Here is a 26,777-nt window from a genome sequence, read left to right on the forward strand (position 1 = left end):
CGCCTGCGGGCAAGCGCCTGACGATGCCGACACCCAGGCGTGCTGGCAGCGAGAGTTCCAGCGTGGCTGTCACTGCGGAGTGATGAAAGCGCGGCGATGTCGCCTGGGCGCCTGGATCCCCCACGTGTGCAACCAACGGCCGCGACCCCTCCGAGTGCCCGCCAACCAGGTTGAGACTGTGCGCTGCGCCCCCAGCTTTCCGGTACCGCCCATCTGCGCCGGATACCAGAACGTGACCGACTGGTTCGAGAACCTCAAAGGCATCGTCAACCGCTACGAGCCTCCCGCCGATCCGCATGCCCTGCCCCGCGCCGCCGCCGCGCTGCTGCTTGAAATGGCGGTGACCGATGACGGCGGCGAACGGATCGAACTGGACGTCGTCCACCAGGCGATGCGCGCCGCCTTCGGGATCAATCCGGCCGAGCTCCAGGCGCTGCTGGACCAGGCCCACGACGCGAGGAAGCAATCGGTGTCGATGTACGACTTCACCCGCGAGCTGCGGGTCGGGCTGGCGCCGGAGCAACGTGCGGAACTGGTCGAATGGTTATGGCGGGTGGCGTTTGCCGATGCGCGCCTGGCCACGGACGAGGAGCACATGGTCCGGCGCGTGGCCGACCTGCTCGGCGTATCGCACAGTGAGTTCATCCGCCGGAAGCTGGTGGTGAAGGCAGGCAGACAGGGGACGGAGGCGACCGGCGCGGGCGATCGTTAGCGGCATGGCGGCCCCGCCCGGTAGCCGCCTGAGAAAAATTTTGATGCGGCCTTAATCGCGCTTGCGCTCCAATTGGGCCGCAGCCCGCTGGCGACCACCCACCGTTCCGGGCGCGACCACCCCGCACAGGAGCAAGCGCATGACCACCAACAAAGACAGCAACCCGCCTGGCCGCACTCACCAGCCCAGCCGGCCCGACCGGCACCCCCAGGCGCACGAGCGCCTGCGGGCGCAGGGCTACAAGGACGGCGAAGAGCGCAACCCGCGCAACGACCGGGGCCAGGGCAGCGAGCGCAAACAGCAGCAGGGCCGCGGGAACGACCCGGACCGCGGCTGAACAAAAATAGATCGTAGAGCCGAGCTTGCTCGGCTGATTTTTCGATGACCTCTTGGTGAGCCTCTCGACACACATGGGCCGGCGGCAATCGATGCCGCCGGCCCGTGTCGTGGCCTGAGCCAAGGCTCAGCCGCGCTGTTACTCGCCCGTCGGGTTCTCGCTGCCCGGGAGCGGCGACGCGAGGTACGGAAACCTGTTGGCGAAATCGGTGGAATCGTTCATCGTGCCATCGGTGAAGGGCAGCTGGCCGGAGGGGGCTTGTTCCTCGGTCAGCAGCGCGCCCATCAAGACTCGCAGCTCGATGTCCACCACGTCGTCACCGGGGCGACGGCCATTCGGGAAGCCGGCGTTATCACCACCCAGCACGCCCAGGTTGTTCTGCTCACCCCGGGGCATGGGCTCGATCGAGGTGTTCAGGCGCATCATCTCCGAGGCGGTGACGCCGGCCGGCTGGTTCAACCCGTCCACGCCGGTCAGGAACACAGCAACCAGATCCTCGCGCGGGAACACGTTGGGCGCCTGGACCGACGGGAACAGGATCTCGAGCAGTTCCGGCAGGGTCGGGTTGGTCACGTAGGTCGCGAACTGGGCGTCATCGCTCGGGCGCGATTGGTTGAAAGCGTCCTTGTCGCTGACACCGATGACCACTTCGTTGACCAGGGGATTGGACAACCGTGAGATCTGCTCCAGGTCGTCACCGGCGCGCGCCGTGGTCCAGGCACCGATGATCGGTTCCGATCCGTTGGTCACGCATTCAATCGGCAGTTCCAACGCAATGGTCGTGATGTTCTTGTCCGCCAGAGTGTTGACCGCGCCGTCGCGTGGGCCGAGCGGGTCGAGGTTGACCAGGTCGAACAGCCCGCCGAGGTTGACGGCGAATCCTTCCTTGCGCTGGCCGACGAACACGCGGCCGTCGCTGGCGCAGCCGGGCACGCCGATGCTGGCGATGTGCGCCTTTGCATACCGCTCATACTCGTCAATGGACTTGTTGCCGATGTTGTCGAAAGGCTTGGTGAAGTTGGTCTGGCCGCCGCCCACGGTGAGGTTTTCCACGCGGCCGTCTTCAGTGGTGATGTAGTAGCTCTCGATGACGTTGAGGTTTTCGCGGCCGGCTGCGGAGAACGGCCCGATGTTCTGGAGCGGGACTTCAACGCTGGTGCCGTCGACCGGAATGGCCAGTTCGCGCTCGGTGTTGTTGAAGCGGAACTGGAAAATCTGGTCGGCCATGCCGTCATGGGTGTTGTCGATGTGGATCGAGTAAACCGCTTCTTCTTCCATCATGTAGAAGTTCGGGCCGCCGGCCGGAGACTGGTCGGGTTGATAGTTGGCGATCAAGGTCACAAACCCCTCACGGCCCGGCTCATAGCTGCGGAACATGTAGAAGTCGGTGCTGTCGACCTTGGGGTGTGCGGTGATACCCGGGGCTTCGCGGTGGCTGGAGGCCATTGCGGTACTGCCGGCGAACATCGTCAGGACTGCGATTGCTAAGGCTGTGCGTTTCATGTGAACTCCTTGGTTTTTTTGGGCAAGGGCCGCAAAAGCCCAGGCAGGTTTTAAAGGGATTGCGGCCCCTTGCCCGATACCGGCCCCATCGCCGCAATCACCTTGCTTACGGTAGTCCCGGCGATATGGATGCAGCGTGTAGACGATGGGGCGATGCACGACCGCGGGCGAGCCACCCGCGTCGCCTCGTCATGCAGCTATGTACTTGCTGTTGGCGGCACGGAGATCGCGTGTGCGATTCGCGTCAGATGAGGGGGCGCCCCGTCCTAGGGCAAAGAACGATTGCGCAGTTGTGCAGTTCTCGCGCGTACCGGCGTGGGTCGCCACACGCACGTCCAGGCGTGCGCACACCAGATGTCCAAGGCGGCTTGTTCGACCAAACGCAGGGACTCTCCCAAGCCCGGTTCTGGCGGCCGCTGTCGTGTACTGGCGGACGCTGGTTTGGTTCGGCTTCTTTCGGGTGGCGATGCGCCGCCGGCAGGAGAAGCTCGCGGCTGAAGCCGCCCCTACAGGGGTGTCACGCGGCGGAGTGTCAGCGTGGCGGGGTGGTGCGCGTCAGGGCGAAATCGATCGCCGCGCATACTGCGGCCGCCTGGGCGGCGTTGCATTGCTCGGCAGTGGCCCGTGGGCTGTCGGGGTAGACCTCGGTGGTCGTCCGGTATGGCGCATCGGTGATGCTCGCGCAGAGGGAAAGCTGCTGGAGCGGGTAGTTGATGACGCCGGGCGCGACGACGGGCGAGCCGATGATCTCGCCGTTGGCATCGGCCGGGGCGATGTGGGTGACCTGCGCCACCGCCGCGACAACCGCCTGCTGGAATTCGGGTTGCGGATTTTCGCTGTCGCCGACCAGATAGAAGCCGTCGGGGATCTCGCCGCGCTCGTATGGTTTGCCGTCGCGGGCCGCCAGCGCCGGGCGGAACTCGGACTCGTCGCTGTCGGTGGTTTCGTGCAGGTCGACATGCACCAGCACGCGATCGCGGAACGGCGCGACCAGCGCCATCAGCGCCGCTGACTCGGCCGCCGGGCTGTCGGCGCGGAACGAGCGGTTCGGATCGACCGCCTGCATGTTCCATCGATGGATCCGCTCAAAGGCCCAGGGGCTGACACATGGCGCGACCAGCAGGTTGACGCGGCCCTGGTAATCGGCGGCATGCCGCTCGACGAATTGCAGGGCGCCATGCACCCCGCTGGTCTCATAACCATGCACCCCGCCGGTCACAAGCACGACCGGCAGGTCATCGCGCCAGTCGCGGCTCCTGATTGCCAGAAGCGGGTAGCTGTCCGGGCCATAGTCCAATTGCCCGTACTGCACCACGTCGAAGCTCGAGCGCAGCGGCTCGATCGCGCTCATCACGTCCGCCTCATAGCTGCGCTGGCGAGTTTGGCGCGACAGCCAGTCGGCGCGTTCCGCGTCGCCCCACGGCATTCCGGGCGTGCCGATCGGATAGGGGGAGTGGCTGGTCATGGCGATCGCTCCGCAGTGATACAAGAATCCGATGATGCAGCCCGCCGGCGGCCATGCCAACCGTGCCGCAACGCTTCAGGCCGGCCGGCGCCGCGTTCGCTCGTCATCGCACGTCCTCCACCTGGCCGAGGTAGGCGCTGTAGCCCTGCGCCTCCATATCGTCGCGGTGAATGAACCGCAGCGACGCCGAGTTGATGCAGTAGCGCAAGCCGCCGCGGTCGGCCGGGCCATCCGGAAACACGTGACCCAGGTGGCTGTCGCCGCTCGCCGAACGCACCTCGATGCGCTCCATGCCGTAGCTGGAGTCGTGCAGTTCACTGACGTGGGCAGGCTCGATCGGCTTGGTGAAGCTCGGCCAGCCGCAGCCCGACTCGAACTTGTCGGACGAGGCGAACAGCGGCTCGCCCGACACCACGTCGACGTAGATGCCCGGCGCCTTGTTGTTCAAATACTCGCCAGTGCCGGGCGCTTCGGTGCCGCTTTCCTGCGTGACCCGGTACTGCTCCGGGGAGAGCTTGCCGATCGCATCGGGATCTTTGCGGTACTGGCTCATTGCGGATTCCTGCTGGGGCGAAGGAACCTAAAGGGTTGGGGCCGCGCGGGCGAAGTCAACAATCGAGTCGAATCGGAACAAGCCGCTGGCCGCTTTCTCAAGAAGATTACGTCAGGGCAATTGCTGCCGCGCTTATCATCCGGCTTGTCCGACGCATCGATGCCGGAGCCCTACCCTGCCGACGTCGCTCGACCTGCCATTTCCCACCGGAGACCGCCATGCATCGCACGCTCGCATTCACACTGCTGCCCTTGTCCCTGCTCGTTGCCCTGCCCGTCGCCGCGCAGGACGCCCCACCGCAGATGTCGCCGGAAGAAGCCGCGATGATGCAGGCCTACCAGCAGGCCGGCACGCCCGGCCCGGAGCACGCAGCGCTCGCGAAGATGGCCGGCGAGTACGACCTGTCGATCCGCAGCTGGCATACCCCCGGCGCGCCGCCCACCGTCGACACCGGCACCGCCACCCGCTCGATGATCCTGGGCGGCCGGGTGATGACCGAGGAAGTCCAGTCGCAGATGCACGGCCAGCCGTTCACCGGCTACGGCATGCACGGTTACGACAACGTCAGCGGCAAGCACTGGGCGACGTGGAACGACAGCATGTCGACCGGGCTCATGGTCAGCGAGGGCGAGTGCACCGCCGACGGCGCCTGCACGTTCAACGGCAGCTGGAACGACCCGGTGACGAAGGCGCCGATCAACGCCCGCATGACCACGAAGTGGACCAGTCCCGACGTGGAGCTGTTCGAGATGTACGCGCCGGGCCCGGACGGCAAGGAATCCAAGATGATGGAGATCACCTACACCAAACGCTGAGGCCAGCGCCCGCACCCATTCGGAAACCTCAGGGTCAGGTTGGTTTTCACGGGCGTCCAGCCGTTCGACCAGCGTGCTGATCAGCGCGTCATGCAGTCCCGGTAACGCGAGTACACGCGGTTGGCGAACCAGGCGGTGGTCAGCTCGCGGGTGATCTTCGGGCTTTCCAGGGTGATGCCGGGGGTCATCGCCCGCGGCAGCGGCTGGCCGGCGCGGGCCTCGGCCAGGGCGAACACGCGCTGGGATAGCGGCGAGTCGTTGAAGTCGAGCCGGTCGCCCTGCTCCAACCCCTCGCGGATCTGCTCCGTATCCATGCCGAGTTCGCCGGCAAGCGAGCGGACCGCGCGCTCGGTCTCGCCTGGACGGTCCAGCGGCGCACCGGGCAGCAGCAGGTCGCCATCCAACGCCAGCGCGCGGCCGCTGGCGGTCACCACCGCATTCTGGAAGGCGGCATTGCGGCTGGCGTACCAGCCGGCGTTGAAGTCGGCGAAGCGATGCACCTTGCGCGTGTACGGCGTGGTGTAACCCAGCAAGTGGGCGATACCGAAGTACAGGCCGCCGCGGCGGGTGAAGACCTCCTCGCGGATGCTGCCCCTGACCGGATAGGGGTAGTCGCCGGCGTTGGCTTCGGCGAAAGGGATGGACACCTGCATCGGCCCCCCGGTCTGCACCGGGTTGTAGCCGTCGAACAGGCGCCCGCCCAGTGGCACCCTGCCGATCAGGTCCGCGTACAGCTCGCTCAACTGGCGCTCGGTACGCACTGCCGACAGCCGCTGCTCGTAGCTGCGGCCGTCGCCGGAACGCAGCTCCAGTGCCGCATCCACCATGAACTCCGGGACGCGCACCGCGGCCGCGCGGCGCACGATCTCCGCGCGTGCGACCGCGGCCAGGTCGGGCACCGCAGGGTCGGCGTCGTAGCCGGTTTCCTGCTCGACCACCGCCAGCACGGCGCAGATGTTCTCCTCCATCGGGTCGAGGCCCTGCACCGCGAAAGAGATCTGGATGTCGGCGGCCCAACCGGCACGATCGTCTACCGATGCCGGGATGCGACGGGCGATCTCCGCGCGCACCGCCTCCGGCGCTGGGCCGGCGGGTCGCGGTGCGCTCGCGCAGCCGGCCAACAGCAGCAACAGACCGGACACCCACCAGCAGTGCTTCGTGCGGGGCGCGTGCGTGTTCCTCATTGAGCTTGGGTGCAGGCAGTCGGCCATGAGCACTTCCCCGGGATGGACGACGGGCAGGGTTTTCATGATTTCACTCGGGGCGCCTTGTGCGCGCGCGGACCCGGATCAAGAGCGACGGGTGCCGAAGGCTAGCATTGCGCCTGCAGCGAGGCGGTCACGCGGCACGCCGCGTCCGGGCCAGGGTAATTACGGCCACGCCGGCCAGGATGATCGCCATTCCGGCGAGGTCGTACGGGCCGACGGTTTCGCCCACCAGCAGCACACCCAGCAGCACCGCCACCGGCGGGTTGACGTACGCGTAGCTGGTGGCGACTGCCGGCCGCGCGTACTTGAGCACGTACAGGTAGGCACTGAAGGCGACGATCGAGCCGAACACCGCCAGGTAGACCAGCGCCAGCGTCGCGCGGGTGGTCGGCTCGACCGGCAGGGTCTCGCCACTGGCAAAACCCACCCCAAGCAGCGCGACGCTGCCACACAGCATCTGCGCCGCGGTGTTCATCGGACCGGCAGGCATGTCCTGCCGACGGCTCCAGACCGAGCCGAAGGCCCAGCACATCGCCGCGGTCAGCAAGGCGATCGCCCCCAGGCGCTCGCCCGACAGGCCGCTGCCGGTGTTGAGCACGATCACGCCGGCAAAGCCGACCAACAAGCCGACGGTTTCCCGCCGCGTCGGCCACTGTCCGTACATGCCGGAGAACGCCGCCGCGAACAGCGGCATGCTCGACACGGCCACCGCCGCGATGCCCGAACTCACCCGCTCTTCGGCAAAGCACACCAGGCCGTTGCCGAAGCCGAGCAGCAACACGCCGGTGATCGCCGCGTTGCGCCATTGCAGCCGGCTCGGCGCGGCATGCCCGCGCCAGCGCAGGAACGCGTACATCGCCACGCCGGCGCCGAGGAACCGCACGCCCGCCAGCAGGAATGGCGGATAGCTTTCCAACGCGAAGCGGATGCCGAGATAGGTCGACCCCCAGACCAGGTAGAGCGTGAGCAGCGCGAGTGGGATCAGCACGCGCGGCTCGAGCCAGGGAGACGACGAGGCAGGCAGCGGCGTCGTGGAGGTCGTGGAGTGGTCGGACATCGGCGTGCCGTCGTGGGTAGCGGATTATCGGCGAGCCACGGCGCAGGCGTAACCTGCCGGTAGCGGGATTCAATGTTCCGTCGGACGCGGCAGTCGAAAGTCCGGAATGACCCAGGCACAGGTCGACCTGTCCGCGCTGGACACGGACATGGCCGGCCCGCGAGCGCAGGTGCTGGTACTGGACAGCGTGCTTTTGTCCGAGATGCCGGAGAGCTTCAAGCCGAAAATCGCTGGACCAGTGCTGGCACGGCTGGCCGCCTTCAAGCCGGATGTCATCGCCATCGAGGCGATCTCCAGCGAAAGCTGCGAGCTGATGGCGCGCCACCCCTCGGTCTACGCCCCGGTAGAAGTATCGCATTACTGCAGCGGCACCTAGCCTCCCACAATCCGTGATTCGACAGCCTGCTGGGGCAGATGCAGGGCATGGACGTGGTCGAAGTGGAGACGGTACTGCGGGCACCGCCCCACTGACCTTGCCGGATCAGTTCGGAATTTCCGGCTCGACGAGCTTACCCAACAACACCAGCGATTCCTGCCAGCCCAAGTAGCACGCTTCGATAGGAATAGCCTTGGGCAGGTTTTCCTGCACCACCTGCAGTTCGGTGCCGCAGGACACCGCTCTCAGCGTGATGGTGGTGGTCATCTCGCCGGCCAGGTTGGGGTCCTCGAAGCGATCGCTATAGCGGATGCGCTCGCCAGGCACGAGCTCCTGGTAGGTGCCGCCGAAACTATGGCCATTCCCGGTGGAGAAGTTGGTGAAGGACATGCGGTAACTGCCCCCGACCTGTGCGTCGAGCTGGTAGACCTTGCAGGTGAAGCCGTTCGGCGGCAGCCACTTGGCGATGGCATCGGCGTCGAGGAAGGCGCGATAGACACGTTCCGGCGGGGCGTTCAGGACGCGGTGGAGGCGAATCGTGTTGGCAGTGGCCATGGCGGTTTCCGTTGTGGAGGAGAAGCCCTCACCTGACATAACGAACGGGAGGCCCGGAAATCGACACCCCCGCTCAGCACGCTCGCTGGTGCGGCGCCGGACCGTGCCTTGGGAAGGCATGGCGCGATGCCTGGGCCGCGGCAGAGCGCATTCGGCCGACCCGCCCCGCACGGCCATCGTCCCGGACCGAGTATGGTTGGCGCCGCACAGCGCGCTATTTTGAATCGGCCCATCACTGGACCGCACCCGAGACCGCGATGAAGCAATGCATCCGTTACGCCACCACTTCCGACCAGGCCAACCTGGCGTGGGCCGAGATTGGGCAGGGTATGCCGTTGGTCAAGGCGGCGAACTGGCTCACGCACCTACAGTACGACTTGGAGAGTCCGGTCTGGGCGCACTGGATCCGATTCTTCGGCGAGCACTTCCGCTACATCCGCCATGACGAACGCGGTTGCGGCCTGTCCGACACCCGGGTCGAGGGCCTGACATTACCGCGCTGGGTGGATGACCTGGAAAGCGTGGTCGAAGCCGCCGGCATCGAGCGGCCTTTTGTCCTGCTCGGCATCAGCCAAGGCGCGGCCACGGCGATCATGTATGCCTTGCGCCATCCGCAGCGGGTGTCGCACCTGATCCTCTACGGCGGCTATGCCGTCGGCGGCAACAAGGGCGATGCGGACCGGGTCGAGATGTACAAGGCGGTGCAGGAGGTGGTGCGCTTGGGCTGGGCCAGCGACAACCCGGCCTTCCGCCAGTTGTTCACGTCGCGCTTCATCCCGCAGGGCAGTCAGGCCCAGTTCGACTGGTTCAACGACCTGTGCCGGCGCACCACGTCAGCGGCCAACGCGGGCACGCTGCTGGCCGCGCGCGGCAACGTCGACGTGCGCGACTACCTGCACCTGGTCCGCACGCCCACCCTGGTGCTGCACGCCGACAACGACCACATCGCGCCGACATCGCAGGGCGCGTTGCTGGCGAGCCAGATCCCGGGCGCCACCTTCGTCCAGTTGGAGTCGCACAACCATGTGCTGCTCGAGCACGAACCGGCTTGGCAGGCTTTCCAGCAGGCGGTACTGGAGTTCATCGGGCAACGCGCTGCGGTCGATCCCGTCGAAGATGCGATCGCGCGGAACTTGACCACGCGCGAACGCGAGTCGCTGCGGCTGCTGTGCGAAGGCCGCAGCAACGCGCAGATCGGCTGGTATCTCGGAATTGCCGAGAAGACCGTGCGCAATCACATCACCGGCCTGTATCGGAAGCTGGGCGTGCGCAGCCGCGCTCAGGCGATGGTGCTGGCCCATCGGCATCCGGCGGTACTCGCCGATTGACCGCCGCACCCGGGACATTTGCCCCGGGTACGGCCGGAACGCGATCACAACCGGGACAAGGTTCCCATGGTGGCAGCAGGGCGGCCCGCCCAGACTTGCTTTCAAGTTTGATCGCAGGCCGCTGCTGCGATTCTCCCGTAGCCACGGTCCTTGGAGGTCAAGATCATGTCCCGCCCGCTTGCGCTGCTGTATGGCGCCATCTCCTACTCGTTGTTCCTGGCGACGTTCCTGTACGCCATCGCCTTCGTTGCCGGGTTCGGCGTGCCCAAGCACATCGACAACGGTCCCGACGCGCCCTTCTTGATGGCGCTGGCCATCAACCTCGGCCTGCTCAGCCTGTTCGCCGTGCAGCACAGCGGCATGGCGCGGCCCGCGTTCAAGCGCTGGTGGACGGGGCTCGTCCCGGTGCCGATCGAGCGCAGCACCTACGTGCTGGCCAGCAGCCTGGTGCTGGTCCTGCTGTACTGGCAATGGCGGCCGTTGCCGCAACTGGTCTGGAGTATCGACTACGAGGTCGCGCGCTGGGCGTTGTACGGCTTGTCCGCGCTGGGCTGGCTGCTGGTGCTGGTGTCGACCTTCCTGATCAGCCACTTCGACCTGTTCGGCCTGCGCCAGGTGTGGTCCTACGCCCGCCAGCGGCAATCCGTCGACGGGCCGTTCATCACCCGCGCCTTCTACCGCATGGTGCGCCACCCGTTGATGCTGGGGTTTCTGATCGCGTTCTGGGCCACGCCGACGATGAGCGCCGGGCACCTGCTGTTCGCGCTGGTCACCACCGGTTACATCATCGTCGCGGTGAAGTTCCTCGAGGAACGCGACCTGGTCGCGCAGCATGGCGATACCTATCGCGAGTACCAGCGCCAGGTGCCGATGCTGGTGCCGTGGCCGAAGCGCCGCGCGTAAAGACGCGCCTTCCTCCGAAACAGGACGAGACGAGAATGCTTACCAATCTCTGGGATTTGTTCGCGGCCCTCTTCTTCTCGTCCTGACCTCGTTGCGATACAAGGGGTGAGAACATGCAAAGGCTGCCTTGGATATCCATCACGCTGTTGCTTGCAGTCGTCGGCCCGGCATCGGCCGCAGGTTGGTTGCACTCCACTCTCGCGCAGGATAGCGCACCCGCGACCCACGGCTTGAGCTTCGACATAAAAGGAGACACGAGTTGCGCTTGGGGAAGCAAGGCGTGCAACCGCTGCGTCAACGATGTCAAAACCAACTTTAATGCGATAGAAACGCAATACAAGGGTGCGCGAGGAAGCAAGATTGGCGTGCGTAGTTACGCTTACCCGACAAATAGTTATCTATTACATCGCATCAACGCCTTAGGAGCTGAGCATATTCAGGGCGTCGGCCGCATCGCGGGCTTGGGCAACGACGAGTATCTCGTGTTCACCCATAGCACCAAATCCTCGGAGCCTGGCAAGAGCGGCGCGTTGGCTGTCATCAGGATGGGCGCGAACCAAGCATCACATGGTTATGCGCTTGGTAATCTGCGCGACGGCGACGGCAAGAACCAGAACATTCATAACCGCACGGTCGCCAGGACCTTTTCGGACAGCAATCACCCGGGAGGACTGGCCACTCTGGGGCACTACGTATTCGTCGCCGACTGGTGCCAGCCGCACGGCGCGTGGAAGTGGTGCAACCTCCGCTCACAGTTCGCTTTTGAAGTCTACGACGTATCGAACGTTGATCGGAACACCGAGGTGATCAATTCCCACCCGCCCCTCAAGATCATAGATCGAAGCGTGAGGGTCGATGGCGACAAGGTACGGGAAGCAAGCACCGCAACCGTCGCCGCGACAAGGCTCAAGGATGGCCGTTATCTGGTGGGTCTCGGCCGTTCGGGCGGACAGAATTACGAGTACTTCGTGAGCGATACGACCAAGCTGCTGCCGGATACGGCCTGGACATCGATTGGCGATCCGGAGCCCATCGGGAAGTGGGGAGAGGGAGCGGCAATGGTTAACGAATGCGGTTCCGGAGATGTGTACCTGATTCAGATCGAGAAATCGGCGGACAAGTTCTACGACACCAAGCAGAGCAAGGATCAGCTGCATCTGTTCAAACTTGCCCGGGCATCGAGCGCCGGACCGATCTCGCATGAATACATCAATAGCCGAACCTTCAGGTGCAGCGATGGCACTGCATGGTGCGATTTCGACAAGGGTGGCGGCATCTATATTTCACCAGCGGGCAACCTGTATCTGTATGCAACGGATGCGCAGCAGGCAGAGAGTACAGAGCGATTCCGCATGGTCGAGTTCGGGAACTACCTGGAGCCGGATCGTCGTAACGAAGTCGCTCCTTCAAAACGAGGCCGACCCAACGTTGTCGATCACCGCACAACAAGCACCGCACCGCCGCGCCGGAACGAAACAGTGCCGGCCAGGAGGGGTGTCCTGCCTGCCCCTTCCGATGTCACGGTTTCGGAGGTGGCGCGCACATCACTCCGCCTGAACTGGATGGATAATTCGACCGCGGAATATGGCATCGCTGTCGATCGTGGCGTGCCCGTTGGGGACAAAGGCGGCATCAACTATCAGTGGAAACATGTCTTCAATGTGGAAGAGCGTGTAATGAGCCGCGTACAGGGCAAGGGCTGGCGCACCGATTCCGACGACCGGCTCGATCCCGATACGGAATATTGCTATCGCTTGCGTGCGTATCGCAAGGGCCAATACTCCGCTTATTCACCATTGGCGTGCGCCCGCACTAGCCGCTAAATACTTTCGAACGGGCTAATGCATCCTTGCGCTATCCCTTTTGTCCATGGTTATTTTGCACCAAATTAAACTTTTCAAGCAATCTTGAGGAGCGACCCAAATGACCCGACACCCGCGCGCCATGGCAGGACCAGTCTTGCTTGTGCTAATGCTTATTTTGCCACTCTCGTCTTTTTCCTCGGTTGATTCCGCTGGAGAAGATCTGGTCATCGATGCGCCATGGCGGACGGTGCGTGACTACTTACCCGTTCTCTTCTTTACGCCAGATTTTGAAGAAAATGCAGATAGAAAAATAATCAGTTTCAGCCTTCATAATTACGACCCTGACTCCCAGCAATCAACGCTGATTTTCGAGGATTCCAGAAATATTGACCTTGGGTTGGAGGAACCGCTTGACGACGACTTTCCTTGTGCTGTCACGTTCCTCGATCCAGACGGAAGGATCCGCAGCCCAATAACCAAAGGCGAGCAAATACGTAGTTTTTGGCATTATATAGCGCGTGTTCCAGTCGCATGCATAGGAATGGGTTCGCAGCGTGGCAAGCCTGGCGTACATTACCTATGGGGAACCATTATCTGGGGAGATACTACCATCAACACGCAGCTAGTCGAACTGGCTGGAATCAAATCTCTCGCCGACCTGAATGAAATCAACCCTGGAGGAATCAAATCTGACACCAAGGTCTTGCGGGTGGTTGTCACAACCGACGGATTCGCAAAATTCAGCCCTGTCGATCACCAGTACGATGTCCATGTCCACACCATTGCCGAGCAGACCAAGTGGCATGGCATAACCAATCCGGATGCAGCCAGGAAGGCATTCGGGGGTCCCGTCGCGATGCTTTTCGAATCTGCGTACGCACTGGGTCTGGTGGATGTGCAGCTCGACAATGCCAACTGGTCTGCCTACAAGAACAAGATCATCACCACGGACCATAATGTCTTCTTTTCGGGCCCTCCTTATGATGCCGGGACCCATCCCGGTCACGACGGCCCGACGAGCAAAACCGACGGCAAGGGTGGTGAGTTTCAATGGTATCGAACTCATTTGGGGGTGCTCGGCGGCGAGGAAATCACAATCCAAGGAGCGAACGGAGTTCCGCACGATAAACTACACACGGACCATCTCGCGTTTGGCAGCCATCTATTGGCTTACGGCGCTCCGCACTTCGAAGGGCCATGGCACGGCGGGAAAATTGATCTGAACCCAACCAAGGAAGGAGCCGATAACAAAATATCGGTCAGCCATGCAATAGCCCGCATGGGGTCATCCGACGGCTTCGGCTATGCGTCTCATCCCGAAAGCAGTTCGATTGGATGGTCCCAAGACTACTACGAAAGAGCGATTGGGCTGGGGTCATTCAACCGATCGGGAGGCGACAGCCCCATCTTGCAGCGAAACGGCACTGAGTTCGTGTTCAAGGGTTTGCAAATATGGAACGAACATGACGACATGAAATCGCGGGACAGCGGCGATCTCGAGGTCAGCGAAAGCCACCATTTCAACCCCTTCACCGTTGCCGATACCGGACAAAGATTCGAGAAGGCACCTTCAGGCAAAGACTGGCGCCGCGGTCACGATAAAACCTATGAAGCTTACAAACGCCTAGTCAGCCGAGGGCTGGGTTATTCGCTCAGCGAACGAAGGGAGCATGTCTTTATTCGCAAGCTCTACCTGAGTGCCGGCACCGATGCGCATGGTGATTTCAATTACAGCATGTCGATCCCGTCTACCGTACTAACCGGAACCGCCGAGGCTATCAATCCTTATTCCAAATCGCTCTCGGCTAACACGAATGCATTTGGAAGGCTGCGAACCTATACGCTGACCTCTCAACGCTACACCCGGGCCGGCGATGAAATACCGCCCAACTGCCCCGAGTACCCGTTCTGCGGCGGCGTTCACCCCGCCCCCGGCTACTATCCATTGGAGGACTACAAGGAAGGCAATACGGTCGTTACCGACGGCCCCGTCGGCAGGTTCTCTGCCGACGCCAATTGTCGCTTCAACTCGGACATGCACAAGCTGATTTGGCATGACGACCTCTGTCGGTGGGAAAACCACGATGGATTGATCGGCGGACGGGGCGATTTTGATGGTGGGAATACCTTGCTGGCACCCATCGGAAACGAAGGCGTTTATGTCTATGCACAATGGATTGGAAAGAACGACTACTTGTCCGATCATCTTGCGCAAAGCGGCCCGATGGCGCTCAGGTACGTCAGAATCAAGGCTCGTCGTCCAAATTATACTGACATCGGCCCTTCAATCAACGCCGGCCCGCCAAAATCGTTACATATCAACGCACTCACTGATGTTTTGGGTAGCCCCGCAGTAGTTGAGTTTCCTCGAAAGACAGCGCTCCTCCTGGAGGGGCAATTGGGGCACAGACCGGATGAGACGAAGTTCATCACCAACCCAATGTGGATAGCGCCCTACAAAATAACCATCGATGGCCCAACTGCGTGCCCGATACAGCCCGGCGCGCTGACTGTGACAGTGGAGTTCGGGCTTTCCATGGATACCACTTTGCCGGCCGCTCCAGCGCGTCCGGACGCAGCGCAGGTGGTCGGGGCAATGAAAGCCGCGCCGGCTCGGCAGGTACTTTCACAATCTCTCAACGCCACTAATAAAATCGGTCCGGGAAATGGCCCACAGAGCCCCCGAGGCTCGGCGCCTGTGGTAGACGAAATGGCGCCCAAAGACCGCAGCTTCTATGAAGGTATCCGGGTTTCTGTGAAGCCTTTGAATTCGATCGGGAACAGCGAAGAGCTTAGTTTCCTCGTGTCACATAACAATGCTCATTGGGAACCGGTGGTATATGGTGAATTCGGTTCTAACCGCATTCAGGATGCCAAGTACGTCACCAGCAATCGCAAGGCGATCCCATGCGGTGGCGACTGGAATACCGAGCTGCATCGCCCGGGCCGCGGTTTATCCGCATATGCCGTGATCGTGGATCAGATTCGTGACATGAACCAAAATTATATGAACCCCATTGGTACGACTTTTATGCTCCAGGACAACTCAGGCCCAGGCCATCTTGATCCTAGGGACCACTTTGATCCGAGCCCACGTCGAGTGAAGGAGCGCCCGACTGAAGTCCAGCTTGATTGCAGTGCAGGCGATGCAAAATTGTGCGGCCGGCACGGTGCGGATTGCGAGGTGCTGGGTTCTGGCAATGATCCAAAAGCTGGCCTGTGCCGCTGGAACTCCGCGACCAGTGCCGAACAATGCAAGCGAACGGCCGGAATTTGGACAGCGGTGAACTCCCGTTATGCAAAAAACCACCCCGCGGTCCTGCTCGGCACGACCGGGGCTTGCATCACCGAAGCGCGGAATCTCTTGGGTGAAATTCAGTGAGCCGCAACGTCGATCGATGATGCAGGAGGGCGGGAATAAGGGACGGAGTGGACTGCCCCGCATTTCACGGCCAGTTGAATGTCGTTCTCGCCACGAAGTCGCCGCCCCGGTGCCGACCGCAGGTTTCGCCAGCCTGGCGTAACGCCTGCCATATCCGGTCCGAGCGATGAGCTTCTCGGGTTTGTCCGTGCAGATGCTCGATGCGCTGAAGCAGCCGGGCATCCTCCAACGCACGCGCACTGGGCAGACGAGACCCTGCCAGGCGTAGAAGCCGCTGGGGCGAGACGCCCAGCACCTGGCATAGTCGCTTCACCAGTTGCCCGGTCTGCGCACGGATCCATGCGTACTGCCCGGCAGCTGCCAAGCGAAGTACGCCGTCGCTTTTTCTAGAATTTCGTTCTCCTCCTGTAGCCGGGCGTTCTCGCGCTTGAGCACGGACAATTCATTGCTGCCAGCTTTGGGGCGACCGCTGATCGCGGCCATTGCCTCGGACGAGGCGTGTGCCGGATCACGCAACAGACGAACAGACCTGCATGGGCCAACCAGCACGCCCAGATCGAAGCCGGAACCGCTGCGCGACGGACGCGGCACCGGCAGCGGCGCAGGTCGCCGACCGGCTCGACGCCCGCCCCGGATACTGTTCGCCTCGAAGCCTTGGGTGCGACCTACCGGTCGGCCGGATCTGTCGCTGCGGACGTATGGAAGCCGGCCGCCTTCTTGGCGGCGTTGCGCGCAGCGAAGTGCGCCAGGGGCTTGGCTAGCACGCGCTGGACCTCTCGCCGCTCGGCTTCGTCCGCGCCGAGCCCCGCAGCCTCGGCCAGCGCAAGCAGCGTCACTCCCAGGCCACCGAGCTCCTGAGCCAGCTCACCCACCGGCTTGGCATATATGTGGTCGATGAGCCGGTGCAGCATGGCGGGATCGCAGCCGCACGCCTGCGCGGTTTCGATGGCCTCCTCGGCCAGCCGGATGCCACGTTGTTGCACCGACCGCGCATCGTGGTCGCCAAAAGCCGCCACGCACCAGGCATGCGTTTGTGCTTGCCGGCGATCGCGTTCGCATTCCGCGCCTCCTCGGTCAGGCGCGGCTGGTGGCTTTTCGTCTAGCGTGTTCATTGCAGCTCCTCCGGCGATGGCCGGAAGAGTACAACGGCAATGCCCGCTTACTCGACAGGCTCCTCCACCTCCACTGCGATTGCGTCCACCGGCGACTCGAAAGCGATGAACAGTACGCACGCACGGCCCTTGGCGCAGCGCCCCGTGTGCGGCAGCTTCGCCGGCCCGTACGCGTACGAACCGGGCCGGAGCACCGCAGTGTCGTGGCCGTCATAGGTCACGTGCAGCTCGCCCGAAACCAGCACCATCCGTTCGGCCGAGGTGTGCCAGTGGGCGGGAATACTGGAATCCGGTGGCAGCTTGAGGAACACGTCGGCGTTGTCGCTGGCCGGATCGCCGTGCAGGACCGCGATCGCGCATCCGGACGGCAGGAAATCCGGGCAGGGGCCCCACTGCAGCGCCGGGTCCTGCGCGGTCCACACGAGCGCCGGTTCGGGTTGGGGGGACTGGGCGGAGGCGGCCGCGCTGCCGAGCAGCGCCAGGACGGCGGTCGAAATCAAGGATGTGCGCATGGCTCGGCTCCGCTCCGGCGTTGAATCGGCGCGACCCTGCCGTCCGGCGGGCCGCCCTTCATCCGTGGCAACGCGGACGCCCCGCGGAACCGGCCACCCCTCGATCAACCTACCGGGCTGCGCCCACCAGAGCCCTGCTCCCGCGCCGCAATCCGGAACAGCTGGGCCGATGCGAGCCACGGCACGGCGAAGAACGCGGCCAGCAGCACGGTCCCGCCGAAGCCGGCGATCAGTGCGATTACGGCGATCAGCGCCTGGGCAAGCGCAGTCGCCTCCAGCGCACGGGCCATTGCGCCTGCCCGGAAGCGCGCAACCAGTGCACCGATCGCGCCGACAGCGAGCACGCCACCGAACATCAGGTTGGCCGGGTTGTCCTCGCTCCCGAAGATGCCGACGGCCAGGTTGATCCAGACCAGGACGAAGGCGGTCACGACCGCAACGCCCGCGGCGGCTCGGTAGGCGGTGCTGCCGGTCAGCCGCGCCGCGAGTTCGTAGGTGCCGCAGGCGGCCAGCAGCATGGCACCGGCGACGATGAAGTCGGTCTCGTCCCAGTTCACTTCGTCGGTGAACTGCATCGCCACCAGAGGCAGCAACAGCAGGCATGCCGCGGTGCCCCATATGGCTTTACTCCAGCGATTTCCGCGCCGTCCCCTGCCGTTCCCGATATGTCCTGTCACTGCCGTGTCTCCGCGAAAGGTAGGTCGACGCAAGCTTTCCTCGCGCGGGTGAACGCGTGATGGGCTCGATGTGAAGCGAACAAGAAGCCGGCGACTTCAACCCCGCTTCACCTTCACCCCATCGCAGCCTCGCACGGCGCAGGCATCGTCATCGGCAATCCACTCGCCCGGGCGCCATGGACAACGCAACGACATCCTTCGCCGCCGACGTCGTCATCGTCGGTGCCAGTTTCGCCGGCGCGGCTTGCGCCATCGCCGCCGCGCAGCGCGGACTGCGCGTGGTCGTGCTCGAGCGCAAGCACGACCCCGGCGACAAACTGCGCACCACCGGCATCATCGTGAAGGAAGCCGCCGAGCAGACCCTGCTCGGCCATATCCCCGCCGCGATGACACGGCGCATCGAGGAGGTGCGCCTGTACGCGCCGAGCCTGAAACAGATCGCGCTGGCCGCACCGGGCTACTACTTCCTCACCACCGACACGCCCGCCGTCATGCGCTGGCTGGCCGACCAGATGCGCGTGCACGGGGTCGACCTGCGCCTTGGCTGCTCGTTCACCAGCGCCGAGCGCGCGGCCGGTGGCTGGCAGGTCGACGGCGTGGGCACCACGCGCTATCTCGTAGGTGCCGACGGGGCGCGCTCGCGCGTGGCACGTCGCTGCGGGCTCGGGGAGGTGCGCCAGTTCCTGTACGGCATCGAGTACGAATTTCCGGGCGCGAGCCTCGCCGAGTCCGGTGCGCTGCACTGTTTCATCAGCAAGCGCTACGCGCCCGGCTACATCGGCTGGATCGCGCAGAGCCCCACCGGCGTGCAGGCCGGCCTCGCGCTGCGCCACGACCCGGCCCACGCACGCGTGCCCGACATCGACGGCTTCCTGTTGCGCGTCGGCCAGGCGGGCGGACTGCGGCGCCATCTCAAACCCGGCCACACCCGCGCCGGCCTGATCCCGTGCAGCGGACCGGTGTTCGACATGGCCCGCGACCGCGCCATCCTCATCGGCGACGCCGCCGGCATCGTCTCGCCGGTCACCGCCGGCGGCATCCACTCCGCGTGGGAACACGGCTGGGCCGTGGGCCGCGGCATCGCCGCGTATCTGCGCGACGACGGTGGCGCTCCGGAACAGGTCGCCATCGAGGCCGCCCCACGCTTCCGAACCAAGCGAGCCCTGCGCTGGGCTTTCGATCGCCTGCAGTTCGACTGGCCCTTCGACCTGCTGCTGTATTCGCCGCCGCTGCGCTGGGCGGCGAAGCAGGTGTATTTCCATAAGCGCCGGGAGTGAGGCAGGCGGTTAGCGAGGTAGTGCAATGCCCTGTGGTTATTGCGCTCTACGACATGCCTCTTTCTCAGCGCTGCGCTTTTTCGCCGGTCAGAAAATGGCCAGTTGCTATATTCCCTGCGGGGAACCAATCCAGGGGAAAACTCATGAAATCGATCGTCCACATCGCGCTAATCGCGTCCGCATTCGTGCTCGGCGGATGTTCCACAAGCCAGAACGTGCTCTTGGCCAAGCAGGCTCCTCCACGTGTCGTCACGGTCGCCCAGGCTCCAGACGCCGGAAACTCGCCCGAAATGGACACGGCACTGCGCTCTGCCTTGGTCACGGCGGGCTACACAGTGCGTGCACCGTTGGCAGAGGGTGTCCGCAAGTCCGATGAGGTCGATGCCATCGTCAGCTATGTCGACGTCTGGCGTTGGGACATCGTGATGTACCTCCAGTCGATCGCGATCAAGATGTTCGATGCACAAACGGGTGACCTGCTGGTGACCGGCGACTGGAGGAACTCCGCGCTTCATGGTTTTCAGGACGAGGAGGTCGTCGTCGGACGGCTGATCGAGGAAATGTCCGGAAAGCTCAAATCGGCAACGGTGGACACCGCCCAGTTGGATGAGGTCGATGCGTCCCATCTTGCTGGAGACCAGATCCCGTAGGCTGCAATAAGCGAGCTGCCGCCCGACGATGCCGACTTGCCGCTGGCGTACTGCGCCAGACTCCCATGGCGTCCGGACACTCATGCGGCGCAATCTCATTGCGTCGGACCGACCTCCGGACGCCCCGTCAGGCCTTGCCCGCGTACTGGTCGACCGCGCCGGCCATCTCTTTGAGCGTCTGCTCCATCCACTTCATGCCATAGGGATAGAAATCCGACTTGTCGCCGGCGTTCCAGCGCTTCTTCAGCTCGGGATCGGAGAGGTCCCAGTCCCGGCGGATGTCGCGGGTCAGTTGGCGCAGTTCGGCGTGCAGCTCGGCGGTGGAGGGGCGGCCCCAGTAGTAGTAGCCGTTCCACACCTTGCGGATCTCCAGCCCCGAACCCAGCAGGAACGTGTGCGGGATCATCGGGTAGTGCTGGGTGTCGGTGTACTCGCAGATGTCCAGGTCGTCGCGTACGTGGTGCTCCTCGTCATAGAGGAACGTGTAGGACGCGCCGAGCTGTTGCCGCAGGTTGTTGGTGGTGTGCCAGTCGTCGGTGGTGATCACCACCGGGGTGCAGCTGCCCACGACCAGTTGCGAATGGAAGCGCGTCAGCTCCCTGAGCTGCTCGCGGTCCTTCGGGCAGAAGAAGCCGCGGATGAGTACCACCACCATCGGGTCGGCCTCGCTCTGCAGGGCCGAGAGGCGGCGCGGCGTCTTGGTGTGGTCCGGGAGGACGTAATCGGGGAACGTCTGCCCCACGTCGATCTTCGGGTTCATGGGCGGCTCCGCGACAGTGAAGGTCGACAGTGCGCCCGGCCGGTTTAACGCGGCGTCAATTCAAGCACAGGGGCGCCACCTCTTTCCCGCGTGGACCGGATGACGAGTGCAAGCGCTGCACCGGAGGCACCCGCTCAAAGCCGGACATCCAACCTCCGGTCAATCAGGTCGAGCAGCTTCACAAAGGGCCTGCGGCAAGTGGTTCGAGCGTAGACCGACGATGCGCCGGTTATCCCGTCCCACCGTCACCCGCACGCGCCCGCTGGGCGCCACCCCGGTTACCCGGGCCGCCTACAGCAGGAACCTGCCCGTGGTACGACGCGGTGGGCGTGGCCGGCCTTTCGGCCGCAGCGCCTCCACCACCTCCATGAGTTCGATCCATGTCTGGATCGGGTCACGCGGTGTGGGCAGCGTGCGAACACCGCCTTCCCCGACCAGCACCACGCCACCGCGGTCAGTCGCCGGTTTCACTGATGAGCTCTTCAAAAAGGTCCTCCCGCTCGAATAACTGGAAGTATTCCCTCACCTCCTCCAGATCAAGTCTTGCGTAGTTGGCCCGCAGCAACTCGCGGATATCGTCGAGATCGCGCGCCCGCGCCGGATCATTGACGTACCCCTGGAGCTTGAACGCGACCAGCCCCTCGGCACCGATGACACGCAGCCGCCCCATTGGCGTGTCCCGCTCATCGGCTTCGGCCAACAAGCGGCGGGCAATCGGGCGGGACGCGTACAGCAGGTCGAGGCCTTCCTCACCGCGCAGGTAGTTGGCCGCGTCCGCGCTACGGTGGATGCAGCGGTAACCCAGGCCGAGGAGGAGATCGTGCAGGTGCTCGGCATCTTCCGCATCGACGAGGAAGTCCACGTCCCGTGTGGCGCGCACCACGTTGTGGGCGGCAAGTGCGAGCCCGCCGATCAGCGCCGGCGGGGTACGTAGCCGGGAGAACGCGGCGAGCGACTCCCTTATCTGGTCAAGCAGGCTGGCCATGGGGCATGTTAGCGCCCCGCCGCCTCGATCTTCGCAACGTCCAGTTTCTTCATCGGCAGGAAGGCTTGGGTCACCCGGTCAACGAAGAAGACCTTTCACAGCCTGGACCGCCTCGGCGCGACGCGAATCACGTTGGGTAAAACGATGCTGTTCGCCTCGCAGTGCGTCGTGTTGATCCACTACGAGCTGGATCAGCGATAAAAGCCTCGAGAAGAAAACACAGCGGCTCTCCAGCCGACGTGGCGCATACTGGCACGCGGGCGCTTCCTCATCGCACAAGTGAAACCGCCCTCAGCTGACAGCCTGCTGGTCGGTATGGTCAGCATTCGTCCCAGGAACTACGGAGGATCAAACCATGTCTACTTCCAACCGACTTGCGGCCGCCGTCACCGCTGCGCTCCTTGCCGCCACGCTCGGCTTCAGCCCGCCCGGCCACGCCCAGCAAACCCACATGCATGACCAGCAGGCGGTTGATCAGGACGCCCCGATCGGTGCAGTCGATTTCCGCGTCTCCTGCGACGAGGCCGTGCGCGCCGACTTCGACCGAGCGCTGGGTTTGATGCATCACATGATGTACGAGCAGGCCCGCTCCGAATTCGAGCAGGTCGCCGCGGCCGACCCCGATTGCGCGATGGCCAACTGGGGTGTCGCAACCACCCTGTTCCAGCCGCTCTGGGGCACCCGGCCGAGCAGCGAAGAGATCCGACACGGCCGGGATAACGTCCGCAAGGCAATGGCGGCGGACCACGGAACCGAACGCGAACGGCTGCTGATGCAGGCTACCGGGGCGTTTTTCAGCGAGCCCGATGACGCCACAGTGCGAAGCCGCATCGAGCGCTGGGCCGAGGAGATGCAGCTTGCCTATCAGGCGAACCCGGAAGACGCCGATACCGCGGCTTTGTACGCCCTGTCGCGCCTGGCCCTGGCGCAGTGGGCCTCCGAGCCCGACCAACTTCGTGATCAAGCCGAGACGATCCTCCGCACGGTGTGGCAGCGCAACCCGACCCATCCTGGCGCCGTCCACTACGCGATCCACGCCACCGATGCCAACGGCCATGCCGAAAATGCGCTGGACATGGTCGAGGCCTACGCCGACATCGCTCCCCGGGTGCCGCACGCACTGCATATGCCCTCGCACATCTACGTGCGGCTGGGCGACTGGCCGTCGGTGATCGAGTGGAACCGCCGGTCCGCCGAGGCCGCGCTGCGGCACCCGGTCGGCGATGCGGTGTCGCACCACTACATCCATGCCATCGACTACCTGGCGTACGCCCACCTGCAGCGCGGCGAGGACGCCCGGGCAGAGGCATTGCACGACCAGGTCAAGGGCCGGGGTCCGTACCAGGCCTCGTTCGTCAGCGCGTACCACGTTGCCGCACTGCCGGCGCGGCTGGCGGTGGAGCGGCAAAGGTGGGAAGACGCCGCTGCGCTACAGCCGCGCTCTCCGGACTACCTGCCCTGGGACCAGGCGCGATGGCCCGAAGCCCTGACCTGGTTCGCGCGTGGGCTCGGCGCCCTGCACACAGGCGACCTGGAGGACGCTCGCGAGGCCGAGCAGCGGCTGCAAACCCTGCGCGACCATGCCCGCGACGAGGGCGACGAAAACTTCGCCAACTACATCGAAGTCGACCGGCGGATATTGGCCGGCACACTGGCACAGCAGGAAGGAAGCCCCGAAGAAGCCGTCCGCCTGATGCGTTCGGCAGCCGAGCTTGAATCCACTACAGATAAGCATCCAGTCACGCCCGGCGCGTTGCTGCCGCCCAACGAAGCCCTCGGCGATCTGCTGCTTGAACTGGAACGCCCGGAAGAGGCGATGGCGGCGTACCGGACGTCCGACGGGATCTGGCCGGGCCGCTTCAACACGCTGCTGGGCGGTGCCCGGGCTGCCAAGGCGGCCGGCGATGAAGCCGCGAACCGCGAGTTCAATGCCCGCTTGTTGGAAGTGGCTGGCGGTTCGGAGCGGGATGCAGTGATCCACCACGAGTTGGATCAGCGATAACGGCTTTAGGAAGCAAACGCCAAGGCCGCTGATGACAGAAAGCCCCGCTTCGGCGGGGTTTTTGTTTGGCGGACTGTCTGGAAAGGAGGCAGCCAAGACGGCTTGACTGCCTCCGTGCCTCCACGATCCCAAAGGTCAGAACTTGAACCCCACCCTCGCGTAGTAGAAGCCGCCGTTGAAGCCGTACGGCGCGTGCACGGGATAGCGCGCGCCGGCGATGCCGGCCCAGGGGTTCTCGTCGGGCACCTTGTCGAACAGGTTCTGCGCGCCGACCTTGAAGTAGAGGCCTGAGGCGAACGTCCAGCCCACCTCGGCATCCACCGTCACGGCGCTGTCGCCGTAGATCGGCAGGCCGCCGTCCTCCGCGCGTACCACATCGCTGTCGAGGTGGTCCTCGTAGAACGAACCGAAGTAGTTCACGCGCACGTTGGCACTGAACACCTCGCGCTGGTGGTTGATGCTGAAGTAGCCCTTGGTGCGCGGCAGCGCCTCCTCGAGCTTCTTGATGCGCGCCTCGGTGATGATGCCGGGCGTGAAACTGTCGACCTCGGTCCGGTTCCAGTTGGCCGCGAGCGAGTACGTGGTCTCGCCGCCGAAGTGCTCGCTGCTGAAGCTGGTGACGAGGTCCAGGCCGGTGGTCGTGGTGTCGAAATCATTTACGAAGAAGCCCACGCGGCTGAGCGTGGCCGCCTCCGCCACGCCCGCGGCCACCAGCGCGGCGCGGTCGGCGTCGGTGAGGGTGAAGTCGGTACTGCGCGCGATGCGGTCGGTGACCTCGATGCGGTAGGCGTCCACCGTGGTCTGCCAGTCTCCGCTGCTCCAGACCAGGCCCAGCGAGGCATTCTTCGACTCCTCGGGCGTGAGCGGTTCGGCGCCATAGAACGCGGCAACGGGGTCGGTCGGGGGCAGCGTGGCCGTATCGCGCAGTTCGCCATCGATGAACGCGGAGGTGACTTGGCTCACGTTGGACTGGCCCGGCGTGGGCGCACGGAAACCCGTGCTGAGCGCGCCGCGCATCGCGAACGTGTCGGTGAAGTCGTAGCGGCTCGTCAGCTTCCAGTTGGTGGTGCCGCCGAAATCGCTGTAGTCCTCGTGGCGTACCGCCGCGGCCAGCAGGAAGCGCTCGGTCAGGCGCGCCTCGGCATCGATGTACACGGCCCAGTTATCTCGGCTGAAGGTGCCCGCCGTGCGCGGGTTGAAGCCGGGGAAGCCATTGGAGCCGATGCTGAAGCCCTGCTGCGTGAGCGGGCCGATCGCAAAGGACGCCGGATCGCCCGCGATGATCTCGAACTCTTCCTCGCGCCATTCCGCGCCCATCGCAAGGCTGATCGGCTCGTCCAGGAAGCCGACCTCCAGGTCGTGACCGAGGTCGAAGTTGACGTTGCGCTCGGTCTGCACATTGCCGCCGGGGTTGAAGCGAAGACCCTCCGGCTGAGTGGGGCCTTGCGAGGCGTTGACGGTGTTGAGGATGAAGAAGTCGATCTCGTTGCGGCCATAGGACGCGCTGAAATCCCAGTGCCAGTCCTGGCCCCACATGCCCCGGACGCCGGCGGTGATGGCGCTGTCCTCCATCTCGCCGCCAAAGTTGGGGGTAAACCCGCCCGGGAACCCGGACAGGAACGTGAAGCAATTGGCCGGCAGCGCCTGTACCTGCGGGCCGACCACGGAATACGGGATCAGGTTGCCGCTGGCGTCGCGCAGCGTGATCGTCGGGCAGGTCCCGCCGTCGAGCGAGCCGATCAGCAGCGACTCGCCGCCGTCGTTGGAGAACACGCCACCGCGGTTGGTGGGGTTGCGGTAATAGAAGCCGCCGATCACCTCACGCTCGGCATAGTTGCCGAACAGGTAGAAGTCCACGGCCTCGGTGGACAGGCCCATGTTGGCGACCAGCTTCACGTCCTTGTCGGTTTCCGGCGAGCCCCAGATCTGGGCGGGGTTGGGGACGTCCGGATAGCCGGCGGCCGCCACCGCGGCGGCATCGTCGCGCTGCACGCTGCGCGAGGTGGCGTCGGCGGTGCGCCACTCGGCGGTGAACGTGGCGAATCCATTTTCGGTCAGTGGCATGCCGATCTGCGCGGCGTACTGCTGGGTGAAGCCGTCGCCTTCGTAGTACTGGCCGCCGAAGGCTTCGACCGTTCCGCCCTCGTCCAGGCGCTTGAGCTGGAAGTTAATGACGCCCGCGATCGCGTCGGAGCCGTACTGCGCCGCCGCGCCGTCACGCAGCACTTCCACCTGCTCCAGCGCGAGCGAGGGGAACACGGAGATGTCCGGGCCCTGCGAGCCGTCCGACAGGCCGTGGCCGAGGAAGGTGATGACCGCGGCGCGATGGCGGCGCTTGCCATTGACCAGCACGAGCGTGTTGTCCGGCGGCAGGCCGCGCAGATTGGCCGGGCGCACCAGCGTGGCGGCGTCGTCGATCGGGATGGTGCTGACGTTGAACGACGGAATCAGTGTGCGCAGCTTGTCGAGCACGTCCACCGAGGGCTGGTTGTGGAACTCCTCGCCATCGAGGATGTCGATCGGCACGGCCGAAGTCGCTTCCGAGCGCGGCTTGGTGCGCGAACCGAGCACCGAGACAGTCTCGAGCGTGGTGGTTGCCTCCTCTTCCGCCTGCGGCTGGTCTTGCGCCTGTGCCTGCGCGCTGGCGATGCCTGCGACCGACAGCATCGTGGTGGCCAACGCGAGCCTGACGCCCGCGGACAGCGAGTGACGCGCGAGGCGGCGCTGCGCGTTCGATTTCGTTCTCATCAAAATTCCCTCTCACTGATCGGATGGATGGTGGTGTAGCGACCTTCGGCCGTTC

At 64.4% G+C, this 26,777-nt stretch carries 26 protein-coding genes; 12 read left to right on the forward strand and 14 right to left on the reverse strand.

Annotated features, from left to right (window positions below; genetic code table 11):
* The first annotated feature begins 232 nt into the window (after positions 1 to 232).
* Together ACJQWM_RS03185 and ACJQWM_RS03190 are read left to right on the forward strand one after the other, a co-directional pair.
* The gene (locus tag ACJQWM_RS03185) at positions 233 to 712 is read left to right on the forward strand and encodes a tellurite resistance TerB family protein (protein ID WP_330970067.1); all 480 of its coding nucleotides are present in this window, start codon (positions 233 to 235) and stop codon (positions 710 to 712) included.
* A gap of 139 nt (positions 713 to 851) precedes the next feature.
* On the forward strand, positions 852 to 1,049 hold the full coding sequence (locus ACJQWM_RS03190) for a hypothetical protein (protein ID WP_332701990.1): 198 nt from the start codon (positions 852 to 854) through the stop codon (positions 1,047 to 1,049).
* A 138-nt stretch (positions 1,050 to 1,187) separates the two neighbouring features.
* On the opposite strand, the gene ACJQWM_RS03195 is transcribed toward ACJQWM_RS03190, so the two are convergent.
* The 3 genes from ACJQWM_RS03195 to msrB all read right to left on the reverse strand — a co-directional run bounded on the left by ACJQWM_RS03195 (position 1,188) and on the right by msrB (position 4,570).
* A complete protein-coding gene (locus ACJQWM_RS03195; protein WP_332701988.1) occupies positions 1,188 to 2,711 on the reverse strand; it encodes a DUF4331 domain-containing protein in 1,524 nt (507 codons plus the stop codon).
* 373 nt (positions 2,712 to 3,084) lie between these two features.
* Positions 3,085 to 4,017 (reverse strand): M14 family metallopeptidase, encoded by a 933-nt coding sequence (locus ACJQWM_RS03200; RefSeq protein ID WP_332701986.1) that lies wholly within the window; start codon positions 4,015 to 4,017, stop codon positions 3,085 to 3,087.
* A 103-nt stretch (positions 4,018 to 4,120) separates the two neighbouring features.
* On the reverse strand, positions 4,121 to 4,570 hold the full coding sequence (gene msrB, locus ACJQWM_RS03205) for a peptide-methionine (R)-S-oxide reductase MsrB (RefSeq protein ID WP_332701984.1): 450 nt from the start codon (positions 4,568 to 4,570) through the stop codon (positions 4,121 to 4,123).
* A gap of 218 nt (positions 4,571 to 4,788) precedes the next feature.
* Between msrB and ACJQWM_RS03210 the strand changes: the two genes are divergently transcribed.
* Positions 4,789 to 5,385, forward strand: a complete 597-nt coding sequence (locus ACJQWM_RS03210; RefSeq protein ID WP_332701982.1) for a DUF1579 domain-containing protein — start codon at positions 4,789 to 4,791, stop codon at positions 5,383 to 5,385.
* Positions 5,386 to 5,465: 80 nt separating this feature from the next.
* Here the strand turns inward: ACJQWM_RS03210 and ACJQWM_RS03215 are convergent, their stop codons facing one another.
* Positions 5,466 to 6,569 carry a DUF1615 domain-containing protein gene (locus tag ACJQWM_RS03215; protein ID WP_332702108.1) on the reverse strand — a complete coding sequence of 368 codons (1,104 nt, stop codon included), beginning with the start codon at positions 6,567 to 6,569 and terminating at the stop codon, positions 5,466 to 5,468.
* 154 nt (positions 6,570 to 6,723) lie between these two features.
* Positions 6,724 to 7,650 (reverse strand): drug/metabolite exporter YedA, encoded by a 927-nt coding sequence (yedA, locus tag ACJQWM_RS03220; protein ID WP_332701980.1) that lies wholly within the window; start codon positions 7,648 to 7,650, stop codon positions 6,724 to 6,726.
* 106 nt (positions 7,651 to 7,756) lie between these two features.
* Between yedA and ACJQWM_RS03225 the strand changes: the two genes are divergently transcribed.
* On the forward strand, positions 7,757 to 8,026 hold the full coding sequence (locus tag ACJQWM_RS03225; RefSeq protein ID WP_332701978.1) for a hypothetical protein: 270 nt from the start codon (positions 7,757 to 7,759) through the stop codon (positions 8,024 to 8,026).
* A gap of 105 nt (positions 8,027 to 8,131) precedes the next feature.
* Here the strand turns inward: ACJQWM_RS03225 and ACJQWM_RS03230 are convergent, their stop codons facing one another.
* A complete protein-coding gene (locus tag ACJQWM_RS03230) occupies positions 8,132 to 8,581 on the reverse strand; it encodes an SRPBCC family protein (protein ID WP_332701976.1) in 450 nt (149 codons plus the stop codon).
* Between the two features lie 257 nt (positions 8,582 to 8,838).
* Between ACJQWM_RS03230 and ACJQWM_RS03235 the strand changes: the two genes are divergently transcribed.
* From ACJQWM_RS03235 to ACJQWM_RS03250, 4 genes are all read left to right on the forward strand, one after another.
* Positions 8,839 to 9,909, forward strand: a complete 1,071-nt coding sequence (locus tag ACJQWM_RS03235; RefSeq protein ID WP_332701974.1) for an alpha/beta fold hydrolase — start codon at positions 8,839 to 8,841, stop codon at positions 9,907 to 9,909.
* Between the two features lie 165 nt (positions 9,910 to 10,074).
* Positions 10,075 to 10,812: a methanethiol S-methyltransferase gene (gene mddA, locus ACJQWM_RS03240; protein WP_332701972.1), complete on the forward strand. Its 738-nt coding sequence runs from the start codon at positions 10,075 to 10,077 to the stop codon at positions 10,810 to 10,812.
* Positions 10,813 to 10,925: 113 nt separating this feature from the next.
* Positions 10,926 to 12,635 carry a fibronectin type III domain-containing protein gene (locus ACJQWM_RS03245; RefSeq protein ID WP_332701969.1) on the forward strand — a complete coding sequence of 570 codons (1,710 nt, stop codon included), beginning with the start codon at positions 10,926 to 10,928 and terminating at the stop codon, positions 12,633 to 12,635.
* A gap of 100 nt (positions 12,636 to 12,735) precedes the next feature.
* The gene (locus tag ACJQWM_RS03250) at positions 12,736 to 15,999 is read left to right on the forward strand and encodes a hypothetical protein (RefSeq protein ID WP_332701967.1); all 3,264 of its coding nucleotides are present in this window, start codon (positions 12,736 to 12,738) and stop codon (positions 15,997 to 15,999) included.
* Between the two features lie 309 nt (positions 16,000 to 16,308).
* On the opposite strand, the gene ACJQWM_RS03255 is transcribed toward ACJQWM_RS03250, so the two are convergent.
* From ACJQWM_RS03255 to ACJQWM_RS03270, 4 genes are all read right to left on the reverse strand, one after another.
* A complete protein-coding gene (locus tag ACJQWM_RS03255) occupies positions 16,309 to 16,482 on the reverse strand; it encodes a hypothetical protein (protein ID WP_332701965.1) in 174 nt (57 codons plus the stop codon).
* Between the two features lie 182 nt (positions 16,483 to 16,664).
* A complete protein-coding gene (locus ACJQWM_RS03260; RefSeq protein ID WP_411306664.1) occupies positions 16,665 to 16,982 on the reverse strand; it encodes a hypothetical protein in 318 nt (105 codons plus the stop codon).
* A 176-nt stretch (positions 16,983 to 17,158) separates the two neighbouring features.
* The gene (locus ACJQWM_RS03265; RefSeq protein WP_332701961.1) at positions 17,159 to 17,623 is read right to left on the reverse strand and encodes a cupin domain-containing protein; all 465 of its coding nucleotides are present in this window, start codon (positions 17,621 to 17,623) and stop codon (positions 17,159 to 17,161) included.
* Positions 17,624 to 17,727: 104 nt separating this feature from the next.
* Positions 17,728 to 18,216 carry a hypothetical protein gene (locus tag ACJQWM_RS03270; RefSeq protein WP_332701959.1) on the reverse strand — a complete coding sequence of 163 codons (489 nt, stop codon included), beginning with the start codon at positions 18,214 to 18,216 and terminating at the stop codon, positions 17,728 to 17,730.
* 260 nt (positions 18,217 to 18,476) lie between these two features.
* On the opposite strand from ACJQWM_RS03270, the gene ACJQWM_RS03275 reads away from it, so the two are divergent.
* Complete coding sequence (locus ACJQWM_RS03275) at positions 18,477 to 19,577, forward strand: NAD(P)/FAD-dependent oxidoreductase (RefSeq protein WP_332701957.1); 1,101 nt, start codon at positions 18,477 to 18,479, stop codon at positions 19,575 to 19,577.
* Between the two features lie 143 nt (positions 19,578 to 19,720).
* Positions 19,721 to 20,227 (forward strand): hypothetical protein, encoded by a 507-nt coding sequence (locus ACJQWM_RS03280; RefSeq protein WP_332701955.1) that lies wholly within the window; start codon positions 19,721 to 19,723, stop codon positions 20,225 to 20,227.
* Positions 20,228 to 20,354: 127 nt separating this feature from the next.
* Here ACJQWM_RS03280 and ACJQWM_RS03285 read toward each other — a convergent pair whose 3' ends face one another.
* From ACJQWM_RS03285 to ACJQWM_RS03295, 3 genes are all read right to left on the reverse strand, one after another.
* Positions 20,355 to 20,987, reverse strand: a complete 633-nt coding sequence (locus tag ACJQWM_RS03285) for a peroxiredoxin-like family protein (protein ID WP_332701953.1) — start codon at positions 20,985 to 20,987, stop codon at positions 20,355 to 20,357.
* Between the two features lie 291 nt (positions 20,988 to 21,278).
* On the reverse strand, positions 21,279 to 21,458 hold the full coding sequence (locus tag ACJQWM_RS03290; RefSeq protein ID WP_332701951.1) for a hypothetical protein: 180 nt from the start codon (positions 21,456 to 21,458) through the stop codon (positions 21,279 to 21,281).
* Positions 21,442 to 21,972, reverse strand: coding sequence for a hypothetical protein (locus tag ACJQWM_RS03295; RefSeq protein WP_332701949.1), 531 nt, complete (start codon positions 21,970 to 21,972; stop codon positions 21,442 to 21,444). Before ACJQWM_RS03295 ends, ACJQWM_RS03290 begins: the two co-directional genes overlap by 17 nt.
* A gap of 51 nt (positions 21,973 to 22,023) precedes the next feature.
* On the opposite strand from ACJQWM_RS03295, the gene ACJQWM_RS03300 reads away from it, so the two are divergent.
* Complete coding sequence (locus ACJQWM_RS03300; RefSeq protein WP_411306678.1) at positions 22,024 to 22,173, forward strand: hypothetical protein; 150 nt, start codon at positions 22,024 to 22,026, stop codon at positions 22,171 to 22,173.
* A gap of 325 nt (positions 22,174 to 22,498) precedes the next feature.
* Positions 22,499 to 23,974 (forward strand): tetratricopeptide repeat protein, encoded by a 1,476-nt coding sequence (locus ACJQWM_RS03305; protein ID WP_411306665.1) that lies wholly within the window; start codon positions 22,499 to 22,501, stop codon positions 23,972 to 23,974.
* 135 nt (positions 23,975 to 24,109) lie between these two features.
* On the opposite strand, the gene ACJQWM_RS03310 is transcribed toward ACJQWM_RS03305, so the two are convergent.
* Positions 24,110 to 26,722, reverse strand: coding sequence for a TonB-dependent receptor plug domain-containing protein (locus ACJQWM_RS03310; protein ID WP_332701945.1), 2,613 nt, complete (start codon positions 26,720 to 26,722; stop codon positions 24,110 to 24,112).
* Positions 26,723 to 26,777: the final 55 nt, after the last annotated feature.

This window comes from Novilysobacter longmucuonensis (assembly GCF_046600735.1).
GTDB classification, from domain to species: Bacteria; Pseudomonadota; Gammaproteobacteria; order Xanthomonadales; family Xanthomonadaceae; genus Novilysobacter_A; species Novilysobacter_A longmucuonensis.

Bases quoted from the DNA above. Each gene is read 5' to 3' on its own strand.
- ACJQWM_RS03250 (WP_332701967.1), top strand. From the start codon at position 12,736: ATGACCCGACACCCGCGCGCCATGGCAGGACCAGTCTTGCTTGTGCTA.
- ACJQWM_RS03215 (WP_332702108.1), bottom strand. From the start codon at position 6,569: ATGAGGAACACGCACGCGCCCCGCACGAAGCACTGCTGGTGGGTGTCC.
- ACJQWM_RS03280 (WP_332701955.1), top strand. From the start codon at position 19,721: ATGAAATCGATCGTCCACATCGCGCTAATCGCGTCCGCATTCGTGCTC.
- ACJQWM_RS03265 (WP_332701961.1), bottom strand. From the start codon at position 17,623: ATGCGCACATCCTTGATTTCGACCGCCGTCCTGGCGCTGCTCGGCAGC.
- mddA (WP_332701972.1), top strand. From the start codon at position 10,075: ATGTCCCGCCCGCTTGCGCTGCTGTATGGCGCCATCTCCTACTCGTTG.
- ACJQWM_RS03310 (WP_332701945.1), bottom strand. From the start codon at position 26,722: ATGAGAACGAAATCGAACGCGCAGCGCCGCCTCGCGCGTCACTCGCTG.
- ACJQWM_RS03230 (WP_332701976.1), bottom strand. From the start codon at position 8,581: ATGGCCACTGCCAACACGATTCGCCTCCACCGCGTCCTGAACGCCCCG.
- ACJQWM_RS03225 (WP_332701978.1), top strand. From the start codon at position 7,757: ATGACCCAGGCACAGGTCGACCTGTCCGCGCTGGACACGGACATGGCC.
- ACJQWM_RS03255 (WP_332701965.1), bottom strand. From the start codon at position 16,482: ATGGCCGCGATCAGCGGTCGCCCCAAAGCTGGCAGCAATGAATTGTCC.
- yedA (WP_332701980.1), bottom strand. From the start codon at position 7,650: ATGTCCGACCACTCCACGACCTCCACGACGCCGCTGCCTGCCTCGTCG.
- ACJQWM_RS03210 (WP_332701982.1), top strand. From the start codon at position 4,789: ATGCATCGCACGCTCGCATTCACACTGCTGCCCTTGTCCCTGCTCGTT.
- msrB (WP_332701984.1), bottom strand. From the start codon at position 4,570: ATGAGCCAGTACCGCAAAGATCCCGATGCGATCGGCAAGCTCTCCCCG.
- ACJQWM_RS03235 (WP_332701974.1), top strand. From the start codon at position 8,839: ATGAAGCAATGCATCCGTTACGCCACCACTTCCGACCAGGCCAACCTG.
- ACJQWM_RS03295 (WP_332701949.1), bottom strand. From the start codon at position 21,972: ATGGCCAGCCTGCTTGACCAGATAAGGGAGTCGCTCGCCGCGTTCTCC.
- ACJQWM_RS03285 (WP_332701953.1), bottom strand. From the start codon at position 20,987: ATGAACCCGAAGATCGACGTGGGGCAGACGTTCCCCGATTACGTCCTC.
- ACJQWM_RS03275 (WP_332701957.1), top strand. From the start codon at position 18,477: ATGGACAACGCAACGACATCCTTCGCCGCCGACGTCGTCATCGTCGGT.
- ACJQWM_RS03200 (WP_332701986.1), bottom strand. From the start codon at position 4,017: ATGACCAGCCACTCCCCCTATCCGATCGGCACGCCCGGAATGCCGTGG.
- ACJQWM_RS03245 (WP_332701969.1), top strand. From the start codon at position 10,926: ATGCAAAGGCTGCCTTGGATATCCATCACGCTGTTGCTTGCAGTCGTC.
- ACJQWM_RS03190 (WP_332701990.1), top strand. From the start codon at position 852: ATGACCACCAACAAAGACAGCAACCCGCCTGGCCGCACTCACCAGCCC.